Genomic DNA, 23,193 nt, shown 5'->3' with positions numbered 1-23,193 from the left:
GTTAGAAGAGAGCGTACCAGCATCTGAAATCACGCCCAGTGTCCTCGTCATGGATTGACACGCAGGCTGTCACGTTCGCGTCAAGCCGATGAACCTCCGAACGCCGGCGGCTTCATGGGTATCCGCGGGTCAACGTCATCCGCCGTTGGAGATGGGCTGTCTCCGCAACGGGGGTCAGGGTGGCGATGTTTGCGGCCTCGACTTGTTCAGAAAGTCGAGGTCATTTTTTTGGTGCGCTGTTTTCGGGTGTCGCTAGTCTGCTTCTCCGGGCGACGCGAAAGCCGTCTCCGAAAGACAATCTGCACGAGACAACGATGACATCGCATCCCGTAGATTGGCGATGAGGCTGCCCATTGCCGGATCTTCGCGTGCCGGACCTGATCCATCCGTCAAATTCAGTTTAGCCCTCCATCGAGCGGCAATCTCGACTTCTATCACGTGAATTCCGCTGGCTGGCAAGCCATAGCGCCGGGCAGCGAATGCATCCGCGATGTTGCCGTTCACTACCCACGAACGGGCATGAGCTTCGACTGATCGAGTCAACGCAGAAACGAGTCGCCTGTCACACGAGCCTCCGACATTCGTCCCGACGTTGCAGTCAGACACACCGGACGAGGCACGATAGGGAGAGAGCCATGCACTCGCATGCGATACGAGCAGCAGGACGTTGTCGTGCATGCGCCTCAAACGTAGAAGTTCAGCAGCCAGTGCGGAATGAAATGGTCGCCAGTAAGCGGAGACACGGCGGCCGACTTCGGCTTCCGTGGGCTCGGAACCGGGCGGATACAGCGCTTCGCCGCACGAAGTTTGCGTCCGGCACAGAGACCCGTAGACAAGGGATTTCGGCAGACCCACGCCGCTTGCGACGTTGAGATCGATAGCGCATGGATGATAGACGGCGGAAATGCAAGATACAGAGTTCGATTTAGCCGCCCTTTGAAGCTGCACCCCGGCAGGATCGGCGAGTCGCCCATTGACGGGAACCCACGCGGGATATTCAAGCAGTTCAGCCGGTACGATGGAACCGGTATGAGGGGTGGCCACCAGTACCGGCGAGTCGGTACGCGATAGATGCTCGTAAGCGAGGTCGCACATCTGCTTACCCTCATGCGTGAAGTCGGGGAACCCTGGACGGTGGCATGGATCCGCGCGCCTGATGCGATATTCGCGACTGGACTTTATGTGCCGTCTGGCAAGTCGCTTATTTGCAATCCGTAAGCATCGCCGGAGGATTGAGAAAAAATACAATGCCCCGCAGCGAATCCAAATACCCAATGCGGGGAACTCCGGTCGATGTCCGCGTCGGCTATTCTCACAAGCCCCGCACTTCAATCGCTCAACCAATCGGCGTCTGATTTTCTTGCAGTGTCCGTGACCCGCCGCACCCACGTTGGACCACTTTGTGGAATCCTTCTCGCCCCCTATGCTCAGGTCGCAACTATGCACAGGTGATCATCGTGGGTGCCGCCAGCCCCTTGCGTGGTGCGGTCGCGGCTGGCGGAAGCCTACGCATAGTTACAGCGTCTGCAGGAACCGAATCAGCGAGTCCGATGCCTGATACCGGCGAATCCTGGCGTCGGGCGCTTCCAGTCGACCGAGCGCTTTCTCCTTCATCGCGAGATCTGCTTCGACGTAGCGATGGGTTGTCATCGGGCTCTCGTGACCGAGCCACAAGGCGATCACGTTGAACGCAACGCCCGCCTGCAACAAGTGCATCGCAGTTGTATGTCTCAAGATGTGTGGTGAGACGTGCTTCTTGAGGAGGCTGGGTTGCTCAACGCTCGCGCGGCTTACGGCAAGATCCATCCCTGCCGAAACGCGATGAGTGTGTCATCGTCGTCTTTGGCTGCAAGCCATTCTTTAACCTTGACCGCTCGTACGCAAGTACGTGCTATCTGGAGCACACCGCGCCGCGCGCCGGCATCGTCTCCACTTCGACGCGTTGACCATTGACCTGAATGTCTCGCAATCGCGGCTCAACGAGCTGAAACGCCCCCTTCGCCAAGGCATCACGAAGCGCAGCGCAATCCGGTGCGATCGAAAACTTGCCCACCAGTTGCCACTCGCCATCGCTGGCCTGGTCAAACACAAATCCAATACTTCCGCTGTTCGGGAAGAGCACAACGTTTGACTTGTGATCGCCGGTCAGGTCGACGAGGTAAGCGTCACACCTCACCGACGCAACGTTCAGGCAACCGGGAAGCATCCAGTTTTGCGTGACCCGCTTCCAGTCCGTCGAGAGAAATGACGCAGGAACCGGCTGACCGGGAGTGCGCGACACGATGTTGAGCGCGAGCGTCGCGGCATTCGGTCGGGCTGCGCCCAACAGGCCTCGACCACCAGGCTGACGTGCAGCCTGTGCGCTCAGTTCGCGAACGGTCGCGGCATTGGGTGCCTTGGTCTCTCCCTGCAGGCGCGCGAGCGCCTGCAGACCGTATCTCGCGGATCTGTACCGCAAGAAGTTGTAATCGAATTTCTCGGGCTCAACCCTACCCGCGAGGAGACGCTCTACCTGGTCGTCCACCGACAGACGTGCCGGGTCAGCCAGCGGCGTGAATACAGCGACGAGGACAGCGACTGATACCCACGCCGCGACCACGTTGACAGGCGCGATCTTGGCGAGGGTGTCAGTGCGCGCGTGCGCCGCCCACGCATAACCGATCGCATAGAAGTAAGCCACGAACGTTGCTGCACAGGCCAAAATGCGGTGCGGCGTGAACCCATACTGCCTAATGCGCAGGGAGAGCGCGTAAGTCGCAAGTATCACCAGCACGGGAAGCATCAGGCATGAAATCCTCATACAGACACGCAGCACTCGCGGTGCCGGATCGGACCCTGGCCCACCCTTGAAGACGGCGTTCACGAAGACTATTTTCAGCGCCGCGACACCGAGCAGGATCCACGTAGCAGACCGCGTGGCCCATAACATTCCGAGTCCGGTAAGCGGCAGGGATACGAGGAATCCACCAACAATGACAACCAGGACCAGGAGCAGCCACGAGAGTAGCGACAACACAAGCGTACGCGAGCCCCGGATGATGTCTGGCCTCACATCGGTGATGTGCAGGGCCGACGCAAAGGCCATCGCGCTCACAGGAATGTTGAACCACGATTCGCGCAGGAGTTGCTGAAGGAAATTCAGCTTCAGCAACAGGAAGAGCGCTGCCCCCAGCCAGAGCACAAGAAAGAGCGCACATACGAACAACCCGGACAACCAGACCTGGAGCCCGAGTTTCCAGCTGAATTCGAAGTACGACTCGTAAGGGGCGAACCACGACCTTGCCGCTTCGCCGGCGAGAACGAGGCAATAAGCGATGAATACGATCACGCCGCTGTAGAAGGTCACGGCCATTGACGGCAGCGGGACTCCGGCGCGACCGAACGGCTGCATTTCGACAATTTCAGCGCCTGCGGATCGCCACGCGTCGTGACACCCGAGCATTGCCACGACCGCGGCGAGCACGACGGCCCACATCGCGAGTCGAACTCCCCTCATTCGTTGCAGCCCCACGATGAACGCCGGCGGGATGAATAGGGTAACAAGAACCAGCGGAAAGAATAGAAGCGGGATAGTTGCGATGCCGCTGCGATTATGCGCAGCGCTCATGAGCAGATACAGTACTAATCCCTGGAAAATGCCCGTAAGGAGCCGCGGTGCGAAGAGATCTCGACCTGGAGCAGCCTGCGGTGTCCCCTGCTGATTATTTTGCATCTCCACCCCGCTTTCCCGAATATGTTTTCTTTTTACGTTCGCGCCTGCCTGACCGCCGCAACCAATTCTGTTGTAGTGCCGACCGACGCCCGGCATGTCATGCGGCGCCTTCCGCTGCGTCGCGCGCAAACGTTGTGTTCGAGTTCAAAGCCATTATATGCAACCGATTCAGGTCACAGTGTCCGAGAGTCGACGCACACATGCGTCAATTGTCGGTGATCCGGATGTTGCGATCTACTGACCGGTTTTGACCGATTGCACCGCTCCGCTGAACATTCTACAAAGCAGCCGTTGATTTAATCAACGGCGGTTTTCCCCGCAGCTTGTATGAACACGTACGACCGGCCAGGAACTGCCGCTGCCCACCTTCAAGACGGGCGCTCATCGTTTGACATGAGGGACTCCTCGATGGAAGGACCTGGCATCGGGTTCGTGGAAAACGGCGCGCAGCAGCATTGAACAACTATTAGCCTAACCGTATGAGTGATATTCCACTACAGCGGCTTGCTCGCGACTCCCGTCCGCCCTACTCTCGACAACAGCCACCCTTCCAATAGTCGTCGGGTCGGCCATTTTCTGCGATCCATACACTGACATGCCTTCCGGTTTCGGAAGATGCCAGCCCTATCGGAGAAGACATGCACGACAACCTGATTCCCGTCATCGTAAGCCGGAAATGGCAGATTGCTGAGAGCTACCATGCCGTTGAACTTCAACCTACGCATAAATCGGCGCTTCCGCCATTTGACGATGGGTCGCGCGTCACCCTCCGTCTGAATAGCGCTGGCGGCAAGGAAAGGATTTATCCTCTGCTTCCGTTTCCGTCCCTGTCCGGCGGTTACGTGGTAGGCACGAGGCAAGGAGGCGACGGCAGAACGAATGGTTTGCTGTCCGATTTCCCGTTGAATGAACGAGACGAAGTATTTGCCGGCATCCCCAAAAGCCCACCAACGATTGTGGACGAACGTGTGCGATCTATCCTTTTTTCTGGTGGGCTAGGCGCAGCACCGATCGCGGGAATCGCAAAGCGGCTTGCATCGGCGGGGCAAAGGTTCGAACTGCACAACTTCGCGCAATCGGCCGACCGCGCAGTTCTACGGGAAGAGCTTCACGCGCTGCGAAGTCATGGTGAGGTCTATCATTATTTCGGTCTGTCCGACGATCTATTCGCGCAGAAGAGTTCTCACGCAATGGGTCCAACTCATGCCAACACGCAGATTTACTGCAGTGGCCCCCCGGCTTTCATGGATTGCATTGAGCGCCAGGCCAGCGAATGGGTATACGCCGCGAACATTCATAAAATCGTGCTCGGTGAGCATACCGCATAGCCTGCTGCGGAGCGATGGCACGCGTTGGCAATATGAACGGATCGCGTGAGACAACACCAGAAAAGGCGCGCAGGAGGCGCTCAAACAGAAGGAACGGCGACCGCATCTCATCGTGCGGAGGTGAGCGGCATCGAAACGCGTCGCACAGCCGTGGCACAACGCGACTTGCCCGCCGTCTCTCCGCCGTCTCTCCTTGCCGTCACCTCAGGCGTGAGCGTTCCTGCGAGAAGCAGTTACGTCAACGGGATGGGCCGGTTGCGCCCGGTTCAGGGCGATCCACTCGCTCAGGATCTTCATCTTTGGCTGACATGCAACACAGTCAGGATACGCAAAATAGTAGCGCGACCCCGTCTCGACAAAGATATCGAACGGCATGACGAGGCGCCTGGCCGCCACGTCTTCACTCACCAGCGTCCGGTCGCTGATGGCCACTCCAAAGCCCTGCATGGCCGCGTTTGTCGCCAGATCGAGTGTGTCGAAACTCGGCCCGAGGTTCGCATCGACCCCGGATGCGCCCTCATGACCGAGCCACAACTTCCAGTCCCGATGGTCGCGCGTCGGATGCAGCAGAGTGAATTGCCCAAGATCGTCAACGCATTTGAGTGGCGTTTTGCCCAGCAATTCGGGAGCACAGACGGGTGTGATCTGCTCCTCGAAGAGCGGCACGGCGTGAACATCGACTCCGGGGGACGAACCATAGATGATGGCGGCATCGAACGGCTCGGCCTGGAAGTCGACGTCATGTTGCCAGGTCGTCGTGATCTGTAGCTGCAGGTCGGGATGTTCGAGCTGAAAACGCATGATCCTGGGCAGCATCCATCGCATGACACACGTCGGCACCTTTAACGCGACATCCGTGCGCTGGCGTGTGAGTCGCAGCGAGACTTCCTCGATGCGCCCCAAGCTCTCCCTGACCGTCGGCAACAGCATCTCGCCTTCAGCCGTCAGCGTGAGTCCTTTCGGGCCCCGGATGAACAGCGGAAACTGGTAATAGTCCTCCAGCGCGAGAATCTGGCGGCTGACGGCCCCTTGCGTCAGGTATAGATACTCGGCCGCACGGGTGAAACTGCGGTGTCGAGCCACCATTTCGAAAACCTGGAGTGCGTGTAATGGAGGAAGTCGTCTCATGGATGCAGCCATTCCGTACGAACCGGGTGTGCTCACGCGTCCGGCGGCGTCACGTCATTGCAATTCTGCACAAAAGCACAACACGGGAGTTTCGCGATGCGGAGTTCCCGCGAGCAAACCGGAAGGGTCGTCAGCACTCTGCATGCGCCCATCCATAAGCGTCTAATGCAGGATCTTGCCCAGAAAATCTCTCGCCCGCTCGGACCTGGGGTTCGCGAAAAACGCTTCCTTCAGGTCATCCTCGACAATGCGGCCGTGATCCATGAATATCACACGGTGCGCGACCTTGCGGGCAAAGCCCATTTCGTGCGTCACACACATCATCGTCATGCCTTCCTGTGCGAGTTCGACCATCACGTCGAGCACCTCGTTGATCATCTCCGGATCGAGCGCCGAGGTCGGCTCGTCGAACAGCATCGCGACCGGGTCCATCGACAGCGCGCGGGCGATCGCGACGCGCTGCTGCTGGCCGCCGGAAAGCTGGCCGGGATATTTGTCGGCATGGGCACGCAGGCCGACCCGGTGAAGCAATCGCAGCGCCTTGTCGGCCGCCTCGTCCCTCCGGCGCCCGAGCACCTTCACCTGCGCGAGCGTCAGATTGTCTGTGATCGACATATGCGGGAAAAGCTCGAAATGCTGAAAGACCATGCCGACCTTCGAGCGCAGTTTCGACAGGTTCGTTTTTGCGTCACCGACCGACTCACCGTTGATCGTGATCTGGCCGCCCTGGAACGGCTCGAGTCCATTGACGGTCTTGATCAGCGTCGACTTGCCCGAGCCCGACGGACCGCATACCACCACCACTTCGCCTTTCTTCACTTCGGTGCTGCAATCGGCAAGCACCTGGAACTGACCGTACCACTTCGATACATTGCTGATGGAAATCATGTCGAAACCTGTCTTCCGTGATGTCGTGCTGCCGCCGTATCCATTCCCTCGGGCGATCCCGGCTTGCATCGCCGCGGCGCCCAGGAAGTGAAAAACGATTCAGTGCGTGGTGCGTGCCGCGATCAGCCGGCACGCATGGGCCGGCATCTCCGCCAGCACCCGTACGCCGACCGCAAGGGATGGCGTCTCGCGCGGCGTCGTAGCCGCTGTCAGCGTGAAGCCGTCGCAGTCGATGGTGGCCTCGATCGAAGCCCCGACGTCGCGCACGAACGTGACCTTGCCGGCAAGAACGTTCGGTCCCGGCGTTGCGTCGATGGGCCGCACGCACACGTCCTCCGGCCGGATCAGCAGACGGATATCGCCCGCTGTGCGCGCTACGCGGGAAGCGGCATGCACGGCGATCGTCCGGCCGCCCGGCAGCCCGATTCTGTCCTCACCATCGAAGGTCACGGGCAGGATGTTGCCGAGCCCGATGAAGTCCGCCACGAACTCGCTCACGGGATCTCGGTAGATATCGAGCGGCCGGCCGACCTGGGCGATGCGCCCTTTTTCCATCACGACAATCTCGTCTGCCATCGTCATGGCTTCGCGCTGATCATGCGTGACCATGATCGTCGTAATGCCCAGGCGCTGCTGGAGCATCCGGATCTCCACCTGCATGGCTTCGCGCAGCTTCGCGTCGAGCGCCGAGAGCGGCTCGTCGAGCAGCAGCAATTTCGGCGATGATGCAATGGCGCGCGCAATCGCGACGCGCTGACGCTGTCCACCTGAGAGCTGGGTAACGGGCCGGTTGGCCATATGCGGCAACTGGATCAGTTCGAGCAGTTCGGCAACGCGTCTTGCCTGAGCGCCACGCTCGACACGGCGCAAGCGCAACGGATACGCGACGTTTTCCGCGACGCTCATGTGAGGAAACAACGCGAGCGACTGGAACACCATGCCAAAATCGCGCCGGTTCGCCGGCACATGGGTGAGGTCGCGGCCCGCAAACATCACCGAGCCGGAAGTCGGCGTTTCGAGCCCGGCAATCATCCTCAGCAACGTCGTCTTGCCGCAACCGGATGGCCCGAGAAAGCAGACAAGCTTGCCGTCAGGCACGCTCAGATCGACATGATCGACGGCGAACGTATTGTGAAAGCACTTGGTGACGGCCTGAAGTGTCAGATGAGTCATGAGCATTCCTTATCCCTGTGATCTTGTAGTGGCGAAGATCAGAGCGCCACGCCTTCGTCGCCGACGAGCTTTTCGAGCAGCCAGATCAGGGCAAAGTCGATCATCACGACGACCACCGCGAACGAAAACACGGTCGGGTCCAGCGACGAGACCGTGCGGCTGTAGAGCCAGACGGGCAGCGTCATCGTGTTGATGCTGTAGAGAAAAAACGTCACCGTGAACTCGTTGAACGAGATGATGAACGCGAACAGCATCCCGGCGAGGATGCCCGGGCGCATGAGGGGCAGCACGACATCGAAGAGAGCGCGATGCGGGCTTGCCCCCATCACGCAGGCGGCTTCTTCGAACTCCGGGCCGACAGACGCGACGGACGCCGCGCAGTTCTTCACCGTGAACGGCAGCGCGAGAATCACGTGCGCGATGATGAGCCGCAACACGCCGAGTTCCACCGGCAATGCGTTGAAGACGAGCAGCAGCGAAAGCCCCAGCATGACAAGCGGATAGACGAGCGGCAGCGCAACCAGTTGCTCGATGATCGCCTTGCCCCGGAAGCGGTAACGCGAGAGGGCGTACGCGGCCGGCACGGATATCGCGGTGGCGATCAGCATCGTCGAGATGGCAACTACAAGGCTCGTCGTCAGCGCGGCGCCCATCGACAGTACGTCGCCCGCATCGGGCGACACGAACGCATGCCATGCCGCGCGATACCAGTGCAGACCGAAGCTCTGGGGTGGAAATTCGAGCGTGTCCGAATTGCCGAATGACATCGTGATCATCGTCAGGATCGGCAGCGCGGCGAGAAAGAGCACGACTGTCGCGAGCAGCCCTGTTAGCCGGCCGAGCCGGCCGGGCATGGCTGCGGGAATACGCAAGGCGCTCATGAGCGGGACTCCCCGTGACGTTGCAGCGTGCGCACGAGCCGTTGCGAGATGGCCATCACGGCGAGTGTCGCCACCATCAGCACGACACCCGATGCGGATGCAGCGGGCCAGTTCAGCAACGGCGCCACCTGGTCATGCACCAGTACGGCGAGCATCGGCACGCGGCGTCCGCCGAGCAGCAGCGGCACCGCAAATGCGCTCGCGTTGTAGGCGAACACGAGCAGCGCCCCGGACACGAGCCCCGGCATGGCCAGCGGCAGCACCACATGACGCATCGTCTGCCAGCGGGTCGCGCCAAGTGTGGCGGCCGCCTCTTCGTACGAGTGCGATATCGCACGCATCGCGCTCGATATCGGCAGCACGGCGAGCGGAAACGCCGTCTGGATCAGGCCGAGCAGCACGCCGTTCTCACGATACAGCCACTGCAGCGGCCGCCGGATGACGCCTGCCGCGAGTAGCGCGTGATTGACGAGCCCCGCGGGTCCGAGCATCACGAGCCATCCATAGCCTTGCAGCAGCAGGTTGACCAGCAGCGGCAACAGCACGCCAGCAAGCAGAAGCCGCCGCGCGAGGCGCGATTGCGTGCGCGCCAGCGCGAGCGCCACGGGAATCGCGAGCACGACCGCACAGACCATGCTCTGCAATGCGAGCCGCAGCGTCAGCCACAGGGAATGCAGGAAGTACTCATCCCCCAGGTCCACATAGTTTTGCAGCGTGAACGCATGCCACTCGTTGCCAGGCACGCCGAAACTCATGCGCAGCACCGCGATGGCGGCCGCGACCAGCACCGCGAGAAACGTGAAGATCGGCGCGAGCAGCAACCACGGCGACACGCGGGGCAGCGCCGGAGGAACGCGGCGCTGCCCCGCGGCCTCGTCCGCGGATGCCGCCTGCCCGGCGCGGCGTGATGAGAGCGCAGGCATGTCCATCACGCCGCAAAGAGCGCGGTGTAGCGCTTGATCCATGCGGGCTGCACGGTGGCCAGCGTCTTGTCGTCATGCAATATTGCCTTCTCGGCGATCTGCTGCGGCGACGGCACGAACGCCCGGCTCTGAGCCGGGATGACGGCCTTCCCGTTGACGGGACCGTTGAGCACGTCTGCGGCCATGCGCCCCTGGACGCCCGCATCGAGCGAATGGTTGATGAACGCATGAATCAGATCGAGATCGCCGGGATGTGCTTTTGGAATCACGGTGAACATCAACTGCGTCGCGAAGCCCTCTTTCATTCCGTAGGTCACGCCCATCCGGTATTCCGGTTTGCGGATCTGGTCGGGGAAGAATGCCGGGGCATAGATGCCGCCGATGTCGAGCGAACCCGTACGGAACAGGTCGGCGACCTGGTTCGGGTTTTCTCCGAGCGTCAGCACGCGCTCCTTCAATTGCGCGAGCCGCGCGAATCCCGGCTCGATGTTCTGCTGCGAGTCACTTGCCATCTTCGCCGCGATGATCGCGAGATCGACAGCCTCGGCCCATTCCGGCGGCGGCAGGAAAAGCCGGCCAGCGTACTTCGGGTCCCACAGCGCCTCATAGCTTGCGGGCGCCGTCTTCACGGTCGATGTGTTGTAGATCAGGCCGTCCGACCAGAGCAGATAGCCGACGCCAAAGCCATTGGCGCCCGTGCGGTACTGCGGGGCGACGTCCTTCAGGTTGGGAAGCTTGTCCAGATCCGGTTTCATCAGCAGGCCCGCGTCTGCGAGACCCGACGCTCCGACACCCGCTAGCGTGATCACATCGTACGTGGGCCGCTCGCCGGCAGCCTTCACCTTCGCAACCATGCCGGAGGTGCCGTCCGCGCGGTCAGCGACGACCTGTGCACCCGTCTTCTGGCTAAACGTGTTGGCGATGTTGCGCAACGCCGCCGCGCCCGTATCGTCGGACCACGTCAGAAGCCGCAGCGTCTTGCCCGCGAAGTTCTTCTCCTGTGCCCTGGCAGTACTGATGAATGGCATGGGCAGTGCCGATGCCGCCAGCGCCGCGCCAATGGTCTTGATAGCCTGCCTTCTGCCCCGTTTGATGTCTTGCATGGTCGTCTCCAGTTTCAGTCGCGTGGCCGCGTGTCGGCGTGGTGGGTGAATCAACTGTAGGTTCGTCAAAAACGCGCAACAAACGAAATCTCTGCATGCGCGTCATGACGTGAACTCATGGGCAGCCGATGCGCTGCGCCGCGGGTGTATGCCCCTTTGGCATCAGGATCTGCTTGATTTCCTGGAAGGCGGCGAGGCCGAACGGACCGAGTTCACGGCCGATGCTGCTGCGTTTGTAGCCACCCCACGAGGTCTGCGGAAAGATCAGCTGCGGTGCATTGATCCACACGACGCCCGCTTCCAGTTCGCGGGCGACTCTGCTGCCGCGCGCCGCGTCCTCCGTGACGACCGTTGCAACGAGGCCGAACTCAGTGTCGTTGGCGACCCGGACTGCCTCGTCCTCCGTATCGAAACTGCGCACGCAAAGTACCGGACCGAAGATCTCTTCGCGCCACAACACGCTGTCGGACAGGACATCGACAAACAACGTCGGCTTCACGAAGTATCCTGGCCCGGCCGGCGCAGAGCCCTCGATCACCAGACGTGCGCCGGCGGCCTTGCCCTGTGCGATGAACCGCTGCACGCGCTCATACTGGGCGCGGTTGGCGAGCGGCCCCATCTGCACTCCCGCCGCGAACGGATCGCCCACCACGGTCTGCGTGACGCGCTGCGCCAGACGTGCGACAAGCTCGTCGGCGACGGGCCGCTCGACCAGTACCCGCGACGTGGCAGAACACATCTGGCCTGCGTTGAAGAATCCGCCGGCCGCGACCAGATCGGCGGCCAGTTCGAGGTCCGCGTCCGCGAACACGATAATGGCCGACTTGCCGCCCAGTTCGAGCCCCACGCCCTTGATGGTGTCCGCCGCCGTCTTCATCACCTGCGCGCCCACCGCGGTACTACCCGTGAACGACACCTTCGCGACGAGTGGATGTGCAACGAGCGGTGCGCCGACCTCTGCGCCCGTGCCCGTCAGAACGTTCACCACACCGCGCGGCACACCTGCTTGCTCCAGGATGGCGGCGAGCTCGAGTTCGGGCAGCGGCGTTATTTCCGAGGGCTTGAGCACGACGGTGCACCCGGCCGCGAGCGCGGGCGCGAGCTTCCAGGCCGTGGTGACCATCGGGAAATTCCATGGCACGATCAGCGCAACGACGCCGGCCGGCTCGCGGCTGATCTGCGCGTCATAGTCGCTGCTCGGTATCGCCACGCTGGATGCGCCCGTCTGATCCATGCTGTCCGCCAGATCCGCGTAGTAATCGAAGGTGGCAACGACATCGCCCACATCGGTCTGCGCTTCGGCCAGCGGCTTGCCGTTATTGAGCGACTGGAGCGCCGCCAGATGTGCGCGGCGCGCCTCGACACCACGCGCGATAGCACGGAGACGAGCGGCACGCGCGGCCCCCGTCGTATTCTTCCAGCTGCGCAGGGCCTGGGCCGCGGCTTGCACCGCACAGTCGACGTCAGCGGCATCGGCCGCCGCTACCTCAGCAATCTTCTGCGCCGTCGACGGGTTGACGACGCACAGACGGCGTCCCGCTTCTGCTGCGCGCCAGCAGCCATCGACGTACAGTTCGGTGCGCAACGGGATGCCTGACGGGAGGAGGTTTTCGGGTTTCATGCAGGCACCCGTGCGAACCAGTCAGCTTCATCGATCTCGATCACCGTCGGGATGTCCCGCCGCACGGCATGACGCAGTTGCGCCGCAAGGGCATCCGGAGTGTCGGCCCGGCAGGCTGCGCATCCGAAACCGCGCGCCAGCGCCATGAAGTCCGGTGTGTGAATGTCGACGCCGACAGGAACAATGCCGCGTGCGGCCATGTACTTGCGGATCTCACCGTAGCCGAAGTTGTTCCACAGCAGCACGATCGCGGGAACCCGGGCTTCGACGGAGCTCGCAAGCTCAGGCAAGGTGAACTGCAGGCCGCCGTCGCCGATCAGACATACGACGGGGCGCTCGGGCGCCGCGAGCTTCGCGCCGATTGCAGCGGGCAGACCGTAGCCAAGCGTGCCATAACCGGTCGACGAATTGAACCAGGAACGCGGAGCCGGAGCGTCGTATGCGAAGTTGCCCGCATAGACGGGACTCGTCGAGTCGCCTGCAATGATCGCATCCGGCAGCGTGCCGACGATCGTGTCAATCAGATGCATCTGTGAGCGCGTCGGCCGGTCGTAGCCTGCCATCAGGGCCTCACGCACGGCCGCAACACGCGGAGCGCCCCAGTCGGACTGCGGCGCGTGTGCGGCGCATTCATGGAGTCGCGTCGAGAGCCTGCCAAGCGCGTGCCGCGCATCGCCCGCGATGGCCACATCCGGGCGCAGGTTGCGCATCAGCTGCTGACCATCGATATCGATGCGGATCAGCAGGCCCTCGATCGCGAAGCCGCCGTCGAACATCACGTCGTAATCGGTTTCCCCCAGCTCGGTCCCTACCGCGAGCACGACATCCGCTTCGCGAACCATTGCCCGCGTTGGCGCCAACGACTGTGTTGAGCCGATGAGGAGCGGATGACCAGCGGGCAGAAGGCCTTTGGCATTGATGGTCAGTGCGACGGGTGCATGCAGGCGTTCGGCGAGTTCGCGCAGTTCGACGGGTGCATCCGACGCTCCGCCGCCCGCAAGGATCAGTGGCCGTCGCGCTTCGGCGAGCAGATCCGCAGCCGCAGCCAGGGCATTGGGGCAGGCAGCGGGCTTCGCGGGCGGCGCGGTGGGCGTGAGATTCATGCCACGCGCTGGCGCCACGATCACGTCGAGCGGAATCTCGATGTGCACCGGTCGCGGTCGGGCACTCGCGAAAACCGCGAATGCGCGGGCCAGAACCTGCGGCAGTTCCGCGGCATCGAGCAGCGTGTGCGAGAACGCGGTAAACCCGCTGAACACATTCTGCTGCGATGGCAATTCGTGCAGACGTCCGTCCCCTGTGCCCAGTTGGCGTCGCGCGTTCACACTTGAGATGACGAGCATCGGAATGGAGTCCGCATAAGCCTGCGCGATCGCGGTCGCCATGTTGGTCATGCCAGGCCCGGTGATGACGAAACACACGCCCGGCTTGCCGGTCACACGTGCATATCCGTTCGCCATGAAGCCTGCGCCCTGTTCGTGGCGCGGCGTAATGTGCCGGATCGTCGAAGCACCGAGTCTCCGATAGAGTTCGACCGTATGTACGCCAGGGATACCGAACACGTACTGGACACCGTATCCCTCCAGCAAAGCGACGAGCGCTTCGCCACATGTCAGATCCGTCGCGGGCCGCGCGGGCAGCCTTGTTCCCGCTTCATCGAAGTGGGCAATAGTTTCGGGAAAGTTCATCGCCTGTCACGTTCCTGGTTGGTACCGTCCCAAACGGATACGGTGCGTGGTCCAGATTATTGTTGGGGCTCGTGCGACTCCGAACAATCGATAAGTTTTCATGGCGCGCATGACCGTCGCGCATGACCACAGGAAAACCCTCATGATGTCCACGTGACGGGAAGACAGCGCAAAACTTCATCCGAATACTGACTGCGGAGTTCGGGCAGCCGAAAACGCGCAGGCCGCTGGCGCAGTGCGATTCGACGAAGCTGGATCAACGGGTGTGCAGGGCAGCGGCGCGGATGTGTGGGGCGTAAGCGGCGGCGCCGGACCTTTCTCCGCGCGCGCTGTCGACGCATCTTCCGCGATCAGCCGATAGCCGATCATGCAGAACGAGCGGCAGCCTCGCGCCGCGATCGAAGGCGCGATCAGAGTGCCGTCGCGAGCCCATCCTGCGCCCGTCATGCCCTCACGTCGGCTTGTTCACTCCTGGGGCTGTCGGGCCATCCCATACAGCGTGTGAGCGCGCTTCTTTCGGACTACATTTCGTTCGCGGCGATCCGGCTGGGCAACAGGGCTCCCGTCCGTTCAAGGACCGGGTACGCGGCGGCAGCCACGATATGTGAATTGATGAGCTTCAGGTCACGCAGCAGATCAAGGTGCAATGCGCTGGTCTGGGCGGTGTCGATGCGACCGGAGCGCAGCCGTTCGAAGTGCGAAGCCGTCACAGTGGATTCCGCTTCCCTGAAGGCCACCTTTTCGTCAGCCAGCATGCGTGCCGTGCCTGGGTCCTCCGTCATGAACAGCGAAGCGGCCGTACGGAGATTGGCCATCAGGCGGTCCAGCATGGCCAGCAGTTCCGCTTCCCCTTCCTTTGAAAACGCGAGTCCGCGCTTCACGCGCTTGGTAGCGTGCGGGAGCAGGTTCCGATCCACCACGTCGCCAGCCTGCTCGATGTTGATGACGAAGGTCAGGATCTCGTGCAGCCGCCGATGGTCGTTCTCAGAAAGCTCTTCGGGATCGAGCGACGTCAGGTACGTCTTGATCGCGGTATTCAGGTGATCCAGGATGTCATCGCGCCGGCGGGTCTCCACGATCAGTTTCCGGTCGCCGTCCACCAGCGCGGCGCGGGCACCCGCCAGCATGTCGCCGAGCACATCGGCCAGACGCAGTGCCTCACGTGCCGCATTGCCCAGCGCCACCATCGGCATCTGCCGTGCGGCCGGGTCCAGATACAGCGGCCGCGACGGGTCGGTTGGGTCGACGCGCCGGGGCAGCAGCCGGGCCAGCAGTCGCGCGTATGGAGATAGCGCCGGCAAGAACAGGCAGGCGAGCACCAGGTTGAAGAGCGTATGAAAATCGGCCACCACCCGGGCATTGTCCGGTTCCATCGCGACCATGAGTTGGCCAAGCGGCCCGAGCACGGCGAGCACCATCACGACGCCCACGGCCCGGGAGAGCAAATTGCCCACCGGCAACCGCTTCGACGCCGGATCGCTTGCGGTCGTCCCTTCGATTAGCGGATTGACTGCCGTGCCGAGATTTGCGCCCAGCACCAGTGCGAATGCGGCCTCGGGCGGCACCACGTTCTGCGCACACAGCGACATGATGAGCAGAACGATCGCCACGCTCGAATGCGCCGCCCACGTCAGACCTGCCGCCAGCAGCACGTCGACCAGCGGCACAGTGGATGCGGCACCCAGGAGCATGCGCAGATTGGGCGCGTCCTCGTAGTCTGTCATCAGCCTGAGCAACTGGTGCAGCGCGAGCAGCATCAGGCCCAGCCCGATGACCGCGCGACCCAGATCGTGTGCCCGTGTATTCGACGCCTTCCGGAACATCAGCACGCCGACGAGTATCAGCGCCGGCGAGGCCGCTGCAACATCGAACGACAGCACCTGCACGATCAGGGTCGTGCCGACGTTCGCGCCGAGCATGACGGCGAGCGCGGGAATCAACTCGACGAGGCCGCCAGCAGCGAAGCCGGCCGTCATGAGTCCCGTCGCCGTACTGCTCTGCAATACGGCAGTGACACCCATCCCGGCCATGAACGCGCTCAGTCGCCCGCGCAGAGCACGACCGAGCAGTGAGCGAAGGCTGGCGCCGAATGCGCGCTGAATGCCCGTCTGCACCATGTGGGTACCCCACAGCAGCAGCGCAACGGACCCAGCCAGATCAATCAGCGTGAACGTCAACGTCATAGCGCCCTCCGTGCCGAATGACGGGTCATTTGACTCTTCGTAGGGGCGTGTCGCGCCTCGCCTGCATGTTCGCATCAGAGCCTGAACCGTTACCGGCTGAACCCGGAGCGCGACTTCCTCTCGCAAGCCCCGGTTGTTGCCGCTATATCGCGCAAATATCAGGCCACGCGTGGCTCACTTCGATTTTGGCGGCCTGCCAGTCTTGACCGGCTCGACCGCCGTGACGGCCTCGCGCCGATGGCCGGCCGTCACCGCGAGATCCGATCAATCCGTCATACGTGACGGCACGAGTTCGGCGCGAGCCCGTACATTTCGGCCACGATCGGCACGATCGCCGTCCTCGTCTTCGTCGCGCTCGACGTCGGTTGCCTCGTCAAGTGGATCAGGCACCCCGCGGCCGTGCGCGGCGAATTCATGCACCCGAAATTCATGCACCCGATTGCGAGCAACTTCTCCGGCACGATCACGATTGCGATCCTGCTGCTGTCGTCTGTCGTCGCGCCCATCAGCGCGCCCATCAGCGCGCTGCTGTCCGAAACCGTGTGGACGATCGCCACCATCAGCACGTGCAGCGCAAGAGGTTCGAGATATTCATCGTCACAGCCACGGATTCCAGTTCGGCGCTACATGACGTGGCTCACCCGATGCCAACCGGCGATCGAGTGGTCTAGGCCAGAAATCATCAATGCAGGGTATGGAAGCTGCTGATGGTCTCATCGTCATCCTCATCGGACGAGGCTTGATCGAGGATCGCGCACCGAAAGTCCAACTTGACGCGAAGAATGGCTGATTCGATACGTGCATCGCCGCGATGGCCGCTCAGGCGAGTATTGATCGCCTCCTCGACTGCGAGAATTGCCTGCTCGATGCTATCAGGGTCATTGCTGTCGAACCCGACCTCAACCTCAATGCTCTCCAGCAGGTTTAACGCTGCTGCAATGTCCTCGGAAGCGACAAATAGCGTCTTGGCGCTTTCTCCCATCTACCCTCCCGGTTGCGTTGTCTAGCGTGTACAGACACGTGCGAGTTGCACGACTATCCTTGCACATCCAGAGCAAACCTGCCGGGCGATGAACGCGGGTGTCGGGTTCGAAACAACGGAAGGTTTGCTGCAAGTAGTGAAGCGAATAGAATCGACTGTTCCACCTTGCATGTTCCTTGTGTTCGAAAAACAATTCCGCGGGCCTGAAACCGCCGTGGAACGCTCAGCGGCACAAGCAGCCCTCTTGCGGCTTCTGCCTGGGCGGACACTTTTTTCGGCTTTTTTACCGCGCATTGTCGGCCGCCTCACTCTGACGCACGAGTCATCGTCGTCCGCCGCCACACAGAGTTTTTCAACGAAACAGGCCGAAACCTGTCCCACAACGCGTTACACCGCCAGCTTGAGCGCTTGCGAGAAATCCGCGATAAGGTCGTCGATATCCTCGATGCCCGCCGACAGACGCAACATGCCGTCGGAAATGCCCATCGCCTTGCGCGTTTCCGGGCCCGCTTCGAAAAAGATTGTCGGCGCAACGGGAATAATTAGCGTGCGCGTGTCGGCGAGACCCGTCGCTTTGATTGGCAGTTTGAGCGCGTTGACGACTTCAATCATGCGCTCCGCGTGAAGCAGTTCGAACGACAACAGCCATGACGCGCCCTTGAATAGCGCTTGCGCGATCTCGTATTGTGGATGGCTCTTCAGGCCAGGATAGAACACCTTGCCGATGGCTTCGTGTCCTTCCAGAAACTGCGCCAGTGCGAGCGCGTTGTCGCTGCTTTGCTTCACGCGCAAGGCGAGCGTTTCCGCGCCCATCGCGATGGAGTGCGCCTGCTCGGACGACAACGACGCGCCCATGTCGCGCAACCCCTTCTTGCGGATCTGCAAAAGCCCCTGCTCCTTTGCAGCCGAACGCCGATAGTCATCGGCGATGTTCGGATACGCGCTCCAGTCGAACAGGCCCGTATCTGTCACCGCTCCGCCGAGCGCAGTGCCATGGCCCGCGATCGTCTTCGTCAGGGAGTTGATGACGAGGCTCGCACCGACCGCCTTCGGCTTGAACAAGGCCGGGGAGGTGATCGTGTTGTCGACGACATACGCGATGCCACGTTCGCGGCACACGTCGCCGATGCCCTGCAGGTCTGGAATCTGCGTGCCCGGATTGGCGATGGTTTCGACGAACACCATGCGTGTATTCGGCCCGATTGCGTTCTTCACATTCTCGACATCGCATGCATCGACAGTCGAGACTTCGATGCCGAGCATCCTCAATGTGCCGAACAGGCTGTTGGTATTGCCGAACACGTATCGGCTCGATACCAGATGATCGCCTGCGCGCAGCAGCGTAAGGAACGTAGCCGTGATTGCGGCCATGCCGGTACTGAAGCAGACCGTGCCGACACCTTCTTCGAGGCTCGTGATCTTGCGTTCGAGCGCGGCCGTCGTGGGGGTGCCCTGCCGCGCGTAATTGAAGCCGCCCTTCTTCGTGCCCTGGAATACGCCGATCAGATCCTCGACGCGCTCGAAACCGTATTGCACGGACGTATGAATCGGTTGATGCACGCCGCCGTGCTCAGTGCCCGCGATCCTGTCGCCGTGAACGATGCCTGTGGTGAAGCCCTGCTTGTCCATCCCTACTCCCCTTCTTAAGTCGATTGTTTCTGGCCCATTATCTCCGGTAACTCGTGGTCCGCGAAATCTTCAGCGCCGCTTGCTGCACCACCGGCTACACCTCCCGCGAGCCCTTTCATGCGCCTGACGCCCAGACACTCCAGCGGGCCGCATACGCCGATAGCCTGACGAGACCTCCTGAAAGCCGTCCTTTCATATCAACTTTTTTGCATTCATTTGCAATGACAATGAATTTGCATGCTGAGAACGGCTGCCGGAAAATGGCCATGGAACGACGCATGCTGCACTGTGCAGACGCGCGTGAATTCGTACTGGCACGGGCCTGCGCGGCGTGCACATCGGGAGCCGACACGAGAGATGACTGTTGCGGAATTTCGGGGCCCGGGGCTGACCGACGCCCAATGGGAACACATCAAGGCCCTCACCCACTCGCTGGATTCCAGGCAGCTCACGTGGGTCAGCGGATTTTTAGCAGGGTTCGAAAACGCTAGCGCAGAATCACAAGCAGCAGCATCCCAACTGCCTGCTGCTGTCGGCGACACGGGCGGTACGGCCGCACGTCGGCTGACCGTACTCTACGGCAGCGAAACCGGCAACAGCGCGGCGCTCGCCCGCACGCTCGCCGAGCGCGCGGCGCAACGCGGCCTCGTCGTATCGCTGCATGACATGGCCAGCTACAAAGTGCGCGAACTGAAGGATGAGCAGGATCTTCTCGTCGTCGCGAGCACATATGGCGAAGGTGATCCGCCGCAGCCGGCAGCGGGCTTTTTCGAGTTCATCGAAGGACGCAAGGCACCGAAGCTGTCCGGCCTTCGATTTGCAGTGCTTGCGCTGGGCGACTCGACCTATGAACGCTACTGCGAGGCCGGCAAGCGCATCGACCGCCGTTTCGAAGAACTCGGCGCCGAGCGTCTTACGCCGAGAGTCGACTGCGACGTCGACTACGAGCAACCGGCGCATGCGTGGATCGAAGAAGCCCTCGCGATCCTCGAAAAGAGTTTGTCCGCGAGCGGCCATGTGCGAAGCACAGCGCAGCGTGCGCCCTCTCCCGCTTCGTCGCCGCAACGAGCGGCCATCGACAGGCACAGCCCGTTTTACGCGCGCGTCATCGAGAACATCGCGCTGACAGGGCGCGGATCGTCGAAAGAAACGCGGCATATCGAGTTGTCGCTCGAAGATTCGGGGCTCAGCTTCGAACCGGGCGACGCGTTGGGCGTCGTGCCGACGAACGACCCTTCCGTGGTCGATGCCGTTCTGCGCGCGCTCGATCTCGACGGGTCGCAGATCGTCAATGTGAAAGGCAAAGACATCTCGCTCGGCGATGCGCTCGGCGCGAGCTTCGAAGTCACCGCGCTGACGCCGCGCTTTCTCGAGCATTGGGCACGGCTTTCCGGTGCGCACGCGCTCGAACGCCTGACAAGCGACGAACATGCCGGCGAGCGGGCCGCCTACATGCGCGGCCACCACATCATCGACGTGATGCGGCAATTCCCCGTCAGCGGTATCGATGCCGGGCACTTCCTCGCTGCACTGAGGCCTTTGCAACCGCGCCTCTATTCGATTGCATCGAGCCTGGCCGCCGCGCCCGACGAAGTGCATCTGACCGTATCGGCCTTGCGTTATGAGCTGCACGGAGAACGGCGGGCGGGCGTGGCATCGGGTCAACTGTCCGATCGCGTCGAGCTCGATACCGAATTGCCCGTGTATGTACACCGTAACTCGAACTTCAGACTGCCCGACGACGACATGCCGATCATCATGATCGGTGCGGGCACAGGCGTTGCTCCGTTCCGCGCCTTCATGCAGGAGCGCGAGGTACGCGGTGCGAACGGACGATCGTGGCTCTTCTTCGGGGAGCGCAACTTCCGCACCGATTTTCTCTATCAGACGGAGTGGCAACGGCTGCTGAAAGACAAGGCACTGACGCGCATGGACGTTGCGTTCTCGCGCGACGGTCGCGCGAACGGCACAGCGAAAGTCTACGTCCAGCATCGTATGCAGGCCCATGCCCGCGATGTCTTCGCGTGGCTCGAGGAAGGCGCGCATCTGTATGTCTGCGGCGATGCAAGCCGCCTCGCTCCCGATGTCCATCACGCGCTGCTCGACATCGTCGGCAGCGAGGGTGGACTCGATACCGAGTGCGCGCAAGCGTACCTGCAACAGTTGCAACGCGACGGGCGCTACCAGCGCGACGTCTACTGAGTACCACGATGAGCAATACACCTACTGACCCTGATCGCAGCCGCGACCTGTCACAGCCCGTCGAACGGTTGAGCGCCGACGAGCGCCTGAAAGCCGCGAGTGATCAGTTGCGCGGCACGATTCGCGAGGGACTCGCCGATCCCCTGACGGGCGCTGTCTCCGAAACCGACACGAAGCTGCTGAAATTTCATGGCATCTATCAGCAGGACGATCGCGATCTGCGCGACGAGCGTCGGCGGCAGAAGCTGGAGGCGGCGTTTCAGTTCATGATCCGCGTGCGGATGCCAGGCGGCGTCTGCACGCCCACGCAGTGGCTCAAACTCGACGAGCTTGCGCGCGCGAGCGGCGGCGAAACATTGCGGCTGACGACGCGGCAGACGGTCCAGTTCCACTGGGTGCTCAAGCATGATCTGCGCTCCGTCATCGAGGGCTTGCGCGAAGTGCAGCTCGATACGATCTCCGCCTGCGGCGACGACGCACGCGGCGTGATGTGCTCGGTCAATCCGCATCTGTCGTCGTTGCATGCCGCCGTGTACGACCTCGCGCACCGCGCCAGCGATCAGGCGATTCCACGCATGCCCGCCTATCGCGAGATCTGGTACGGCGAGGCGCGCGGGCAAGCTGCGCAGCCCGAAGAGCCGTTCTACGGCAAGACGTACATGCCGCGCAAGTTCAAGATCGGCTTCGCGGTTCCACCCGTCAACGACATCGATGTCTACTCACAGGACCTGGGATTCATCGCCATCGCCGAGGACGGCGAACTGAAGGGATTCAACGTCGCTATAGGCGGCGGCATGGGCCGCAGCGATCAATCGGCAGCGACTTATCCGCGGCTCGCCGATGTGATCGGCTTCGTCACGCCCGATAAGGTGCTTGCCGCCTGCGAAGCCGTGATGGGGGTTCAGCGCGATTATGGCGACCGTCTGGATCGCGCGCATGCACGCTTCAAGTACACGATCGACGATCGCGGTCTCGACTGGATCAAAACAGAAATCGAACGCCGGCTCGGCTTCGCACTCGACGCCGCGCGCCCGTATGTGTTCACATCGAACGGCGACTCGCCTGGCTGGCACACGGGCGAAGACGGCACGCATCACCTCACGCTCTTCGTCGAGAACGGCCGCCTGAGCAATCGTTCGGGCCATGCGCTGCTCGACGGCTTGCGCGCGATCGCGCGAGTGCACGACGGCACGTTCCGGCTGACGCCCAATCAGAACATCGTGATTTCGCAGATACCCGACGCGAACCGCCAGCAGATCGAGCGGCTCGCCGAAGAATATGGTCTGCTCGCTCGCGCTTATGGCAGCGCGCTGAGAGTGAACTCGATGGCCTGCGTCGCACTGCCGACGTGCGGTCTGGCGATGGCCGAAAGCGAGCGCTACCTGCCCTCTCTCGTCACGAAGATCGAAGCTTTGCTCGAACGGCACCGGCTCACGGACGTGCCGATCACGATGCGCATGAGCGGTTGCCCGAACGGCTGTTCCCGGCCTTACATCGCCGAGATCGGGCTATCGGGACGCGCACCGGGAAAATACAACCTCTATCTCGGCGGCGGCTTTCACGGCGAGAGACTCAATCGCCTATATCTCGAGAACGTCGGCGAAGAGGCGATTCTCGAAGCACTCGATACGACGCTCGGTCACTTCGCGCGCGAGCGTCGCGAGCACGAGCACTTCGGAGACTTCGTCATCCGCGCGGGCTACGTCGATGCCGTCCGTACAGGACGGGATTTCAACCGTTGATCCGGCGCGT

At 62.0% G+C, this 23,193-nt stretch carries 18 protein-coding genes; 4 read left to right on the top strand and 14 right to left on the bottom strand.

Features of this window, described 5'->3' with window-relative positions; all coding sequences use genetic code 11:
* Nucleotides 1–252: 252 nt before the first annotated feature.
* The 3 genes from VSR68_RS24505 to VSR68_RS24495 form a co-directional block, all read right to left on the bottom strand.
* Nucleotides 253–1,095 (bottom strand): N-formylglutamate amidohydrolase, encoded by an 843-nt coding sequence (locus VSR68_RS24505; protein WP_342942313.1) that lies wholly within the window; start codon nt 1,093–1,095, stop codon nt 253–255.
* Between the two features lie 420 nt (nt 1,096–1,515).
* Entirely contained in the window at nt 1,516–1,806 is a 291-nt protein-coding gene (locus tag VSR68_RS24500) for a tyrosine-type recombinase/integrase (RefSeq protein ID WP_342942312.1), read from the bottom strand.
* Nucleotides 1,807–1,891: 85 nt separating this feature from the next.
* Nucleotides 1,892–3,808 carry a DUF4153 domain-containing protein gene (locus VSR68_RS24495; RefSeq protein ID WP_342942311.1) on the bottom strand — a complete coding sequence of 639 codons (1,917 nt, stop codon included), beginning with the start codon at nt 3,806–3,808 and terminating at the stop codon, nt 1,892–1,894.
* A gap of 542 nt (nt 3,809–4,350) precedes the next feature.
* Here VSR68_RS24495 and VSR68_RS24490 point away from each other — a divergent pair.
* Entirely contained in the window at nt 4,351–5,040 is a 690-nt protein-coding gene (locus VSR68_RS24490) for an oxidoreductase (RefSeq protein ID WP_342942310.1), read from the top strand.
* A 204-nt stretch (nt 5,041–5,244) separates the two neighbouring features.
* Here the strand turns inward: VSR68_RS24490 and VSR68_RS24485 are convergent, their stop codons facing one another.
* From VSR68_RS24485 to VSR68_RS24445, 9 genes are all read right to left on the bottom strand, one after another.
* Nucleotides 5,245–6,168, bottom strand: a complete 924-nt coding sequence (locus VSR68_RS24485; protein ID WP_342942309.1) for a LysR substrate-binding domain-containing protein — start codon at nt 6,166–6,168, stop codon at nt 5,245–5,247.
* Nucleotides 6,169–6,330: 162 nt separating this feature from the next.
* Nucleotides 6,331–7,056 carry an amino acid ABC transporter ATP-binding protein gene (locus tag VSR68_RS24480; RefSeq protein ID WP_342942308.1) on the bottom strand — a complete coding sequence of 242 codons (726 nt, stop codon included), beginning with the start codon at nt 7,054–7,056 and terminating at the stop codon, nt 6,331–6,333.
* 99 nt (nt 7,057–7,155) lie between these two features.
* A complete protein-coding gene (locus VSR68_RS24475) occupies nt 7,156–8,229 on the bottom strand; it encodes an ABC transporter ATP-binding protein (RefSeq protein ID WP_342942307.1) in 1,074 nt (357 codons plus the stop codon).
* A gap of 38 nt (nt 8,230–8,267) precedes the next feature.
* Entirely contained in the window at nt 8,268–9,110 is an 843-nt protein-coding gene (locus VSR68_RS24470) for an ABC transporter permease (RefSeq protein WP_342942306.1), read from the bottom strand.
* Entirely contained in the window at nt 9,107–10,033 is a 927-nt protein-coding gene (locus tag VSR68_RS24465) for an ABC transporter permease (protein WP_342942305.1), read from the bottom strand. Before VSR68_RS24465 ends, VSR68_RS24470 begins: the two co-directional genes overlap by 4 nt.
* 5 nt (nt 10,034–10,038) lie before the next feature.
* On the bottom strand, nt 10,039–11,136 hold the full coding sequence (locus tag VSR68_RS24460; protein WP_342942304.1) for an ABC transporter substrate-binding protein: 1,098 nt from the start codon (nt 11,134–11,136) through the stop codon (nt 10,039–10,041).
* A 115-nt stretch (nt 11,137–11,251) separates the two neighbouring features.
* Nucleotides 11,252–12,757 (bottom strand): aldehyde dehydrogenase family protein, encoded by a 1,506-nt coding sequence (locus VSR68_RS24455; RefSeq protein ID WP_342942303.1) that lies wholly within the window; start codon nt 12,755–12,757, stop codon nt 11,252–11,254.
* The gene (locus tag VSR68_RS24450) at nt 12,754–14,445 is read right to left on the bottom strand and encodes a 5-guanidino-2-oxopentanoate decarboxylase (RefSeq protein ID WP_342942302.1); all 1,692 of its coding nucleotides are present in this window, start codon (nt 14,443–14,445) and stop codon (nt 12,754–12,756) included. Before VSR68_RS24450 ends, VSR68_RS24455 begins: the two co-directional genes overlap by 4 nt.
* Before the next feature lie 521 nt (nt 14,446–14,966).
* Nucleotides 14,967–16,628 carry a Na/Pi cotransporter family protein gene (locus VSR68_RS24445; RefSeq protein ID WP_342942301.1) on the bottom strand — a complete coding sequence of 554 codons (1,662 nt, stop codon included), beginning with the start codon at nt 16,626–16,628 and terminating at the stop codon, nt 14,967–14,969.
* 309 nt (nt 16,629–16,937) lie between these two features.
* Between VSR68_RS24445 and VSR68_RS24440 the strand changes: the two genes are divergently transcribed.
* On the top strand, nt 16,938–17,336 hold the full coding sequence (locus tag VSR68_RS24440; RefSeq protein WP_342942423.1) for a hypothetical protein: 399 nt from the start codon (nt 16,938–16,940) through the stop codon (nt 17,334–17,336).
* On the opposite strand, the gene VSR68_RS24435 is transcribed toward VSR68_RS24440, so the two are convergent.
* Nucleotides 17,311–17,610: a hypothetical protein gene (locus VSR68_RS24435; protein ID WP_342942300.1), complete on the bottom strand. Its 300-nt coding sequence runs from the start codon at nt 17,608–17,610 to the stop codon at nt 17,311–17,313. The genes VSR68_RS24440 and VSR68_RS24435 overlap by 26 nt on opposite strands.
* A gap of 387 nt (nt 17,611–17,997) precedes the next feature.
* Nucleotides 17,998–19,239 carry a cystathionine gamma-synthase family protein gene (locus VSR68_RS24430; RefSeq protein WP_342942299.1) on the bottom strand — a complete coding sequence of 414 codons (1,242 nt, stop codon included), beginning with the start codon at nt 19,237–19,239 and terminating at the stop codon, nt 17,998–18,000.
* 357 nt (nt 19,240–19,596) lie between these two features.
* Here VSR68_RS24430 and VSR68_RS24425 point away from each other — a divergent pair, with 357 nt between their 5' ends.
* A complete protein-coding gene (locus VSR68_RS24425) occupies nt 19,597–21,441 on the top strand; it encodes an assimilatory sulfite reductase (NADPH) flavoprotein subunit (protein ID WP_342942298.1) in 1,845 nt (614 codons plus the stop codon).
* An 8-nt stretch (nt 21,442–21,449) separates the two neighbouring features.
* Nucleotides 21,450–23,183, top strand: coding sequence for an NADPH-dependent assimilatory sulfite reductase hemoprotein subunit (locus tag VSR68_RS24420; RefSeq protein WP_342942297.1), 1,734 nt, complete (start codon nt 21,450–21,452; stop codon nt 23,181–23,183).
* Nucleotides 23,184–23,193 lie beyond the last annotated feature (10 nt).

It is taken from the genome of Paraburkholderia phymatum (assembly GCF_038900715.1).
GTDB classification, from domain to species: Bacteria; Pseudomonadota; Gammaproteobacteria; order Burkholderiales; family Burkholderiaceae; genus Paraburkholderia; species Paraburkholderia phymatum_A.
This window is presented reverse-complemented; position numbering and strand designations above follow the sequence as displayed.

What these genes read in the sequence shown, in the direction of transcription:
- VSR68_RS24425 (WP_342942298.1), top strand. Translation starts at nt 19,597, where the DNA reads ATGACTGTTGCGGAATTTCGGGGCCCGGGGCTGACCGACGCCCAATGG.
- VSR68_RS24500 (WP_342942312.1), bottom strand. Translation starts at nt 1,806, where the DNA reads ATGGATCTTGCCGTAAGCCGCGCGAGCGTTGAGCAACCCAGCCTCCTC.
- VSR68_RS24460 (WP_342942304.1), bottom strand. Translation starts at nt 11,136, where the DNA reads ATGCAAGACATCAAACGGGGCAGAAGGCAGGCTATCAAGACCATTGGC.
- VSR68_RS24420 (WP_342942297.1), top strand. Translation starts at nt 21,450, where the DNA reads ATGAGCAATACACCTACTGACCCTGATCGCAGCCGCGACCTGTCACAG.
- VSR68_RS24435 (WP_342942300.1), bottom strand. Translation starts at nt 17,610, where the DNA reads ATGGGAGAAAGCGCCAAGACGCTATTTGTCGCTTCCGAGGACATTGCA.
- VSR68_RS24450 (WP_342942302.1), bottom strand. Translation starts at nt 14,445, where the DNA reads ATGAACTTTCCCGAAACTATTGCCCACTTCGATGAAGCGGGAACAAGG.
- VSR68_RS24480 (WP_342942308.1), bottom strand. Translation starts at nt 7,056, where the DNA reads ATGATTTCCATCAGCAATGTATCGAAGTGGTACGGTCAGTTCCAGGTG.
- VSR68_RS24485 (WP_342942309.1), bottom strand. Translation starts at nt 6,168, where the DNA reads ATGAGACGACTTCCTCCATTACACGCACTCCAGGTTTTCGAAATGGTG.
- VSR68_RS24470 (WP_342942306.1), bottom strand. Translation starts at nt 9,110, where the DNA reads ATGAGCGCCTTGCGTATTCCCGCAGCCATGCCCGGCCGGCTCGGCCGG.
- VSR68_RS24455 (WP_342942303.1), bottom strand. Translation starts at nt 12,757, where the DNA reads ATGAAACCCGAAAACCTCCTCCCGTCAGGCATCCCGTTGCGCACCGAA.
- VSR68_RS24495 (WP_342942311.1), bottom strand. Translation starts at nt 3,808, where the DNA reads ATGCCGGGCGTCGGTCGGCACTACAACAGAATTGGTTGCGGCGGTCAG.
- VSR68_RS24465 (WP_342942305.1), bottom strand. Translation starts at nt 10,033, where the DNA reads ATGCCTGCGCTCTCATCACGCCGCGCCGGGCAGGCGGCATCCGCGGAC.
- VSR68_RS24490 (WP_342942310.1), top strand. Translation starts at nt 4,351, where the DNA reads ATGCACGACAACCTGATTCCCGTCATCGTAAGCCGGAAATGGCAGATT.
- VSR68_RS24445 (WP_342942301.1), bottom strand. Translation starts at nt 16,628, where the DNA reads ATGACGTTGACGTTCACGCTGATTGATCTGGCTGGGTCCGTTGCGCTG.
- VSR68_RS24505 (WP_342942313.1), bottom strand. Translation starts at nt 1,095, where the DNA reads ATGTGCGACCTCGCTTACGAGCATCTATCGCGTACCGACTCGCCGGTA.
- VSR68_RS24475 (WP_342942307.1), bottom strand. Translation starts at nt 8,229, where the DNA reads ATGACTCATCTGACACTTCAGGCCGTCACCAAGTGCTTTCACAATACG.
- VSR68_RS24430 (WP_342942299.1), bottom strand. Translation starts at nt 19,239, where the DNA reads ATGGACAAGCAGGGCTTCACCACAGGCATCGTTCACGGCGACAGGATC.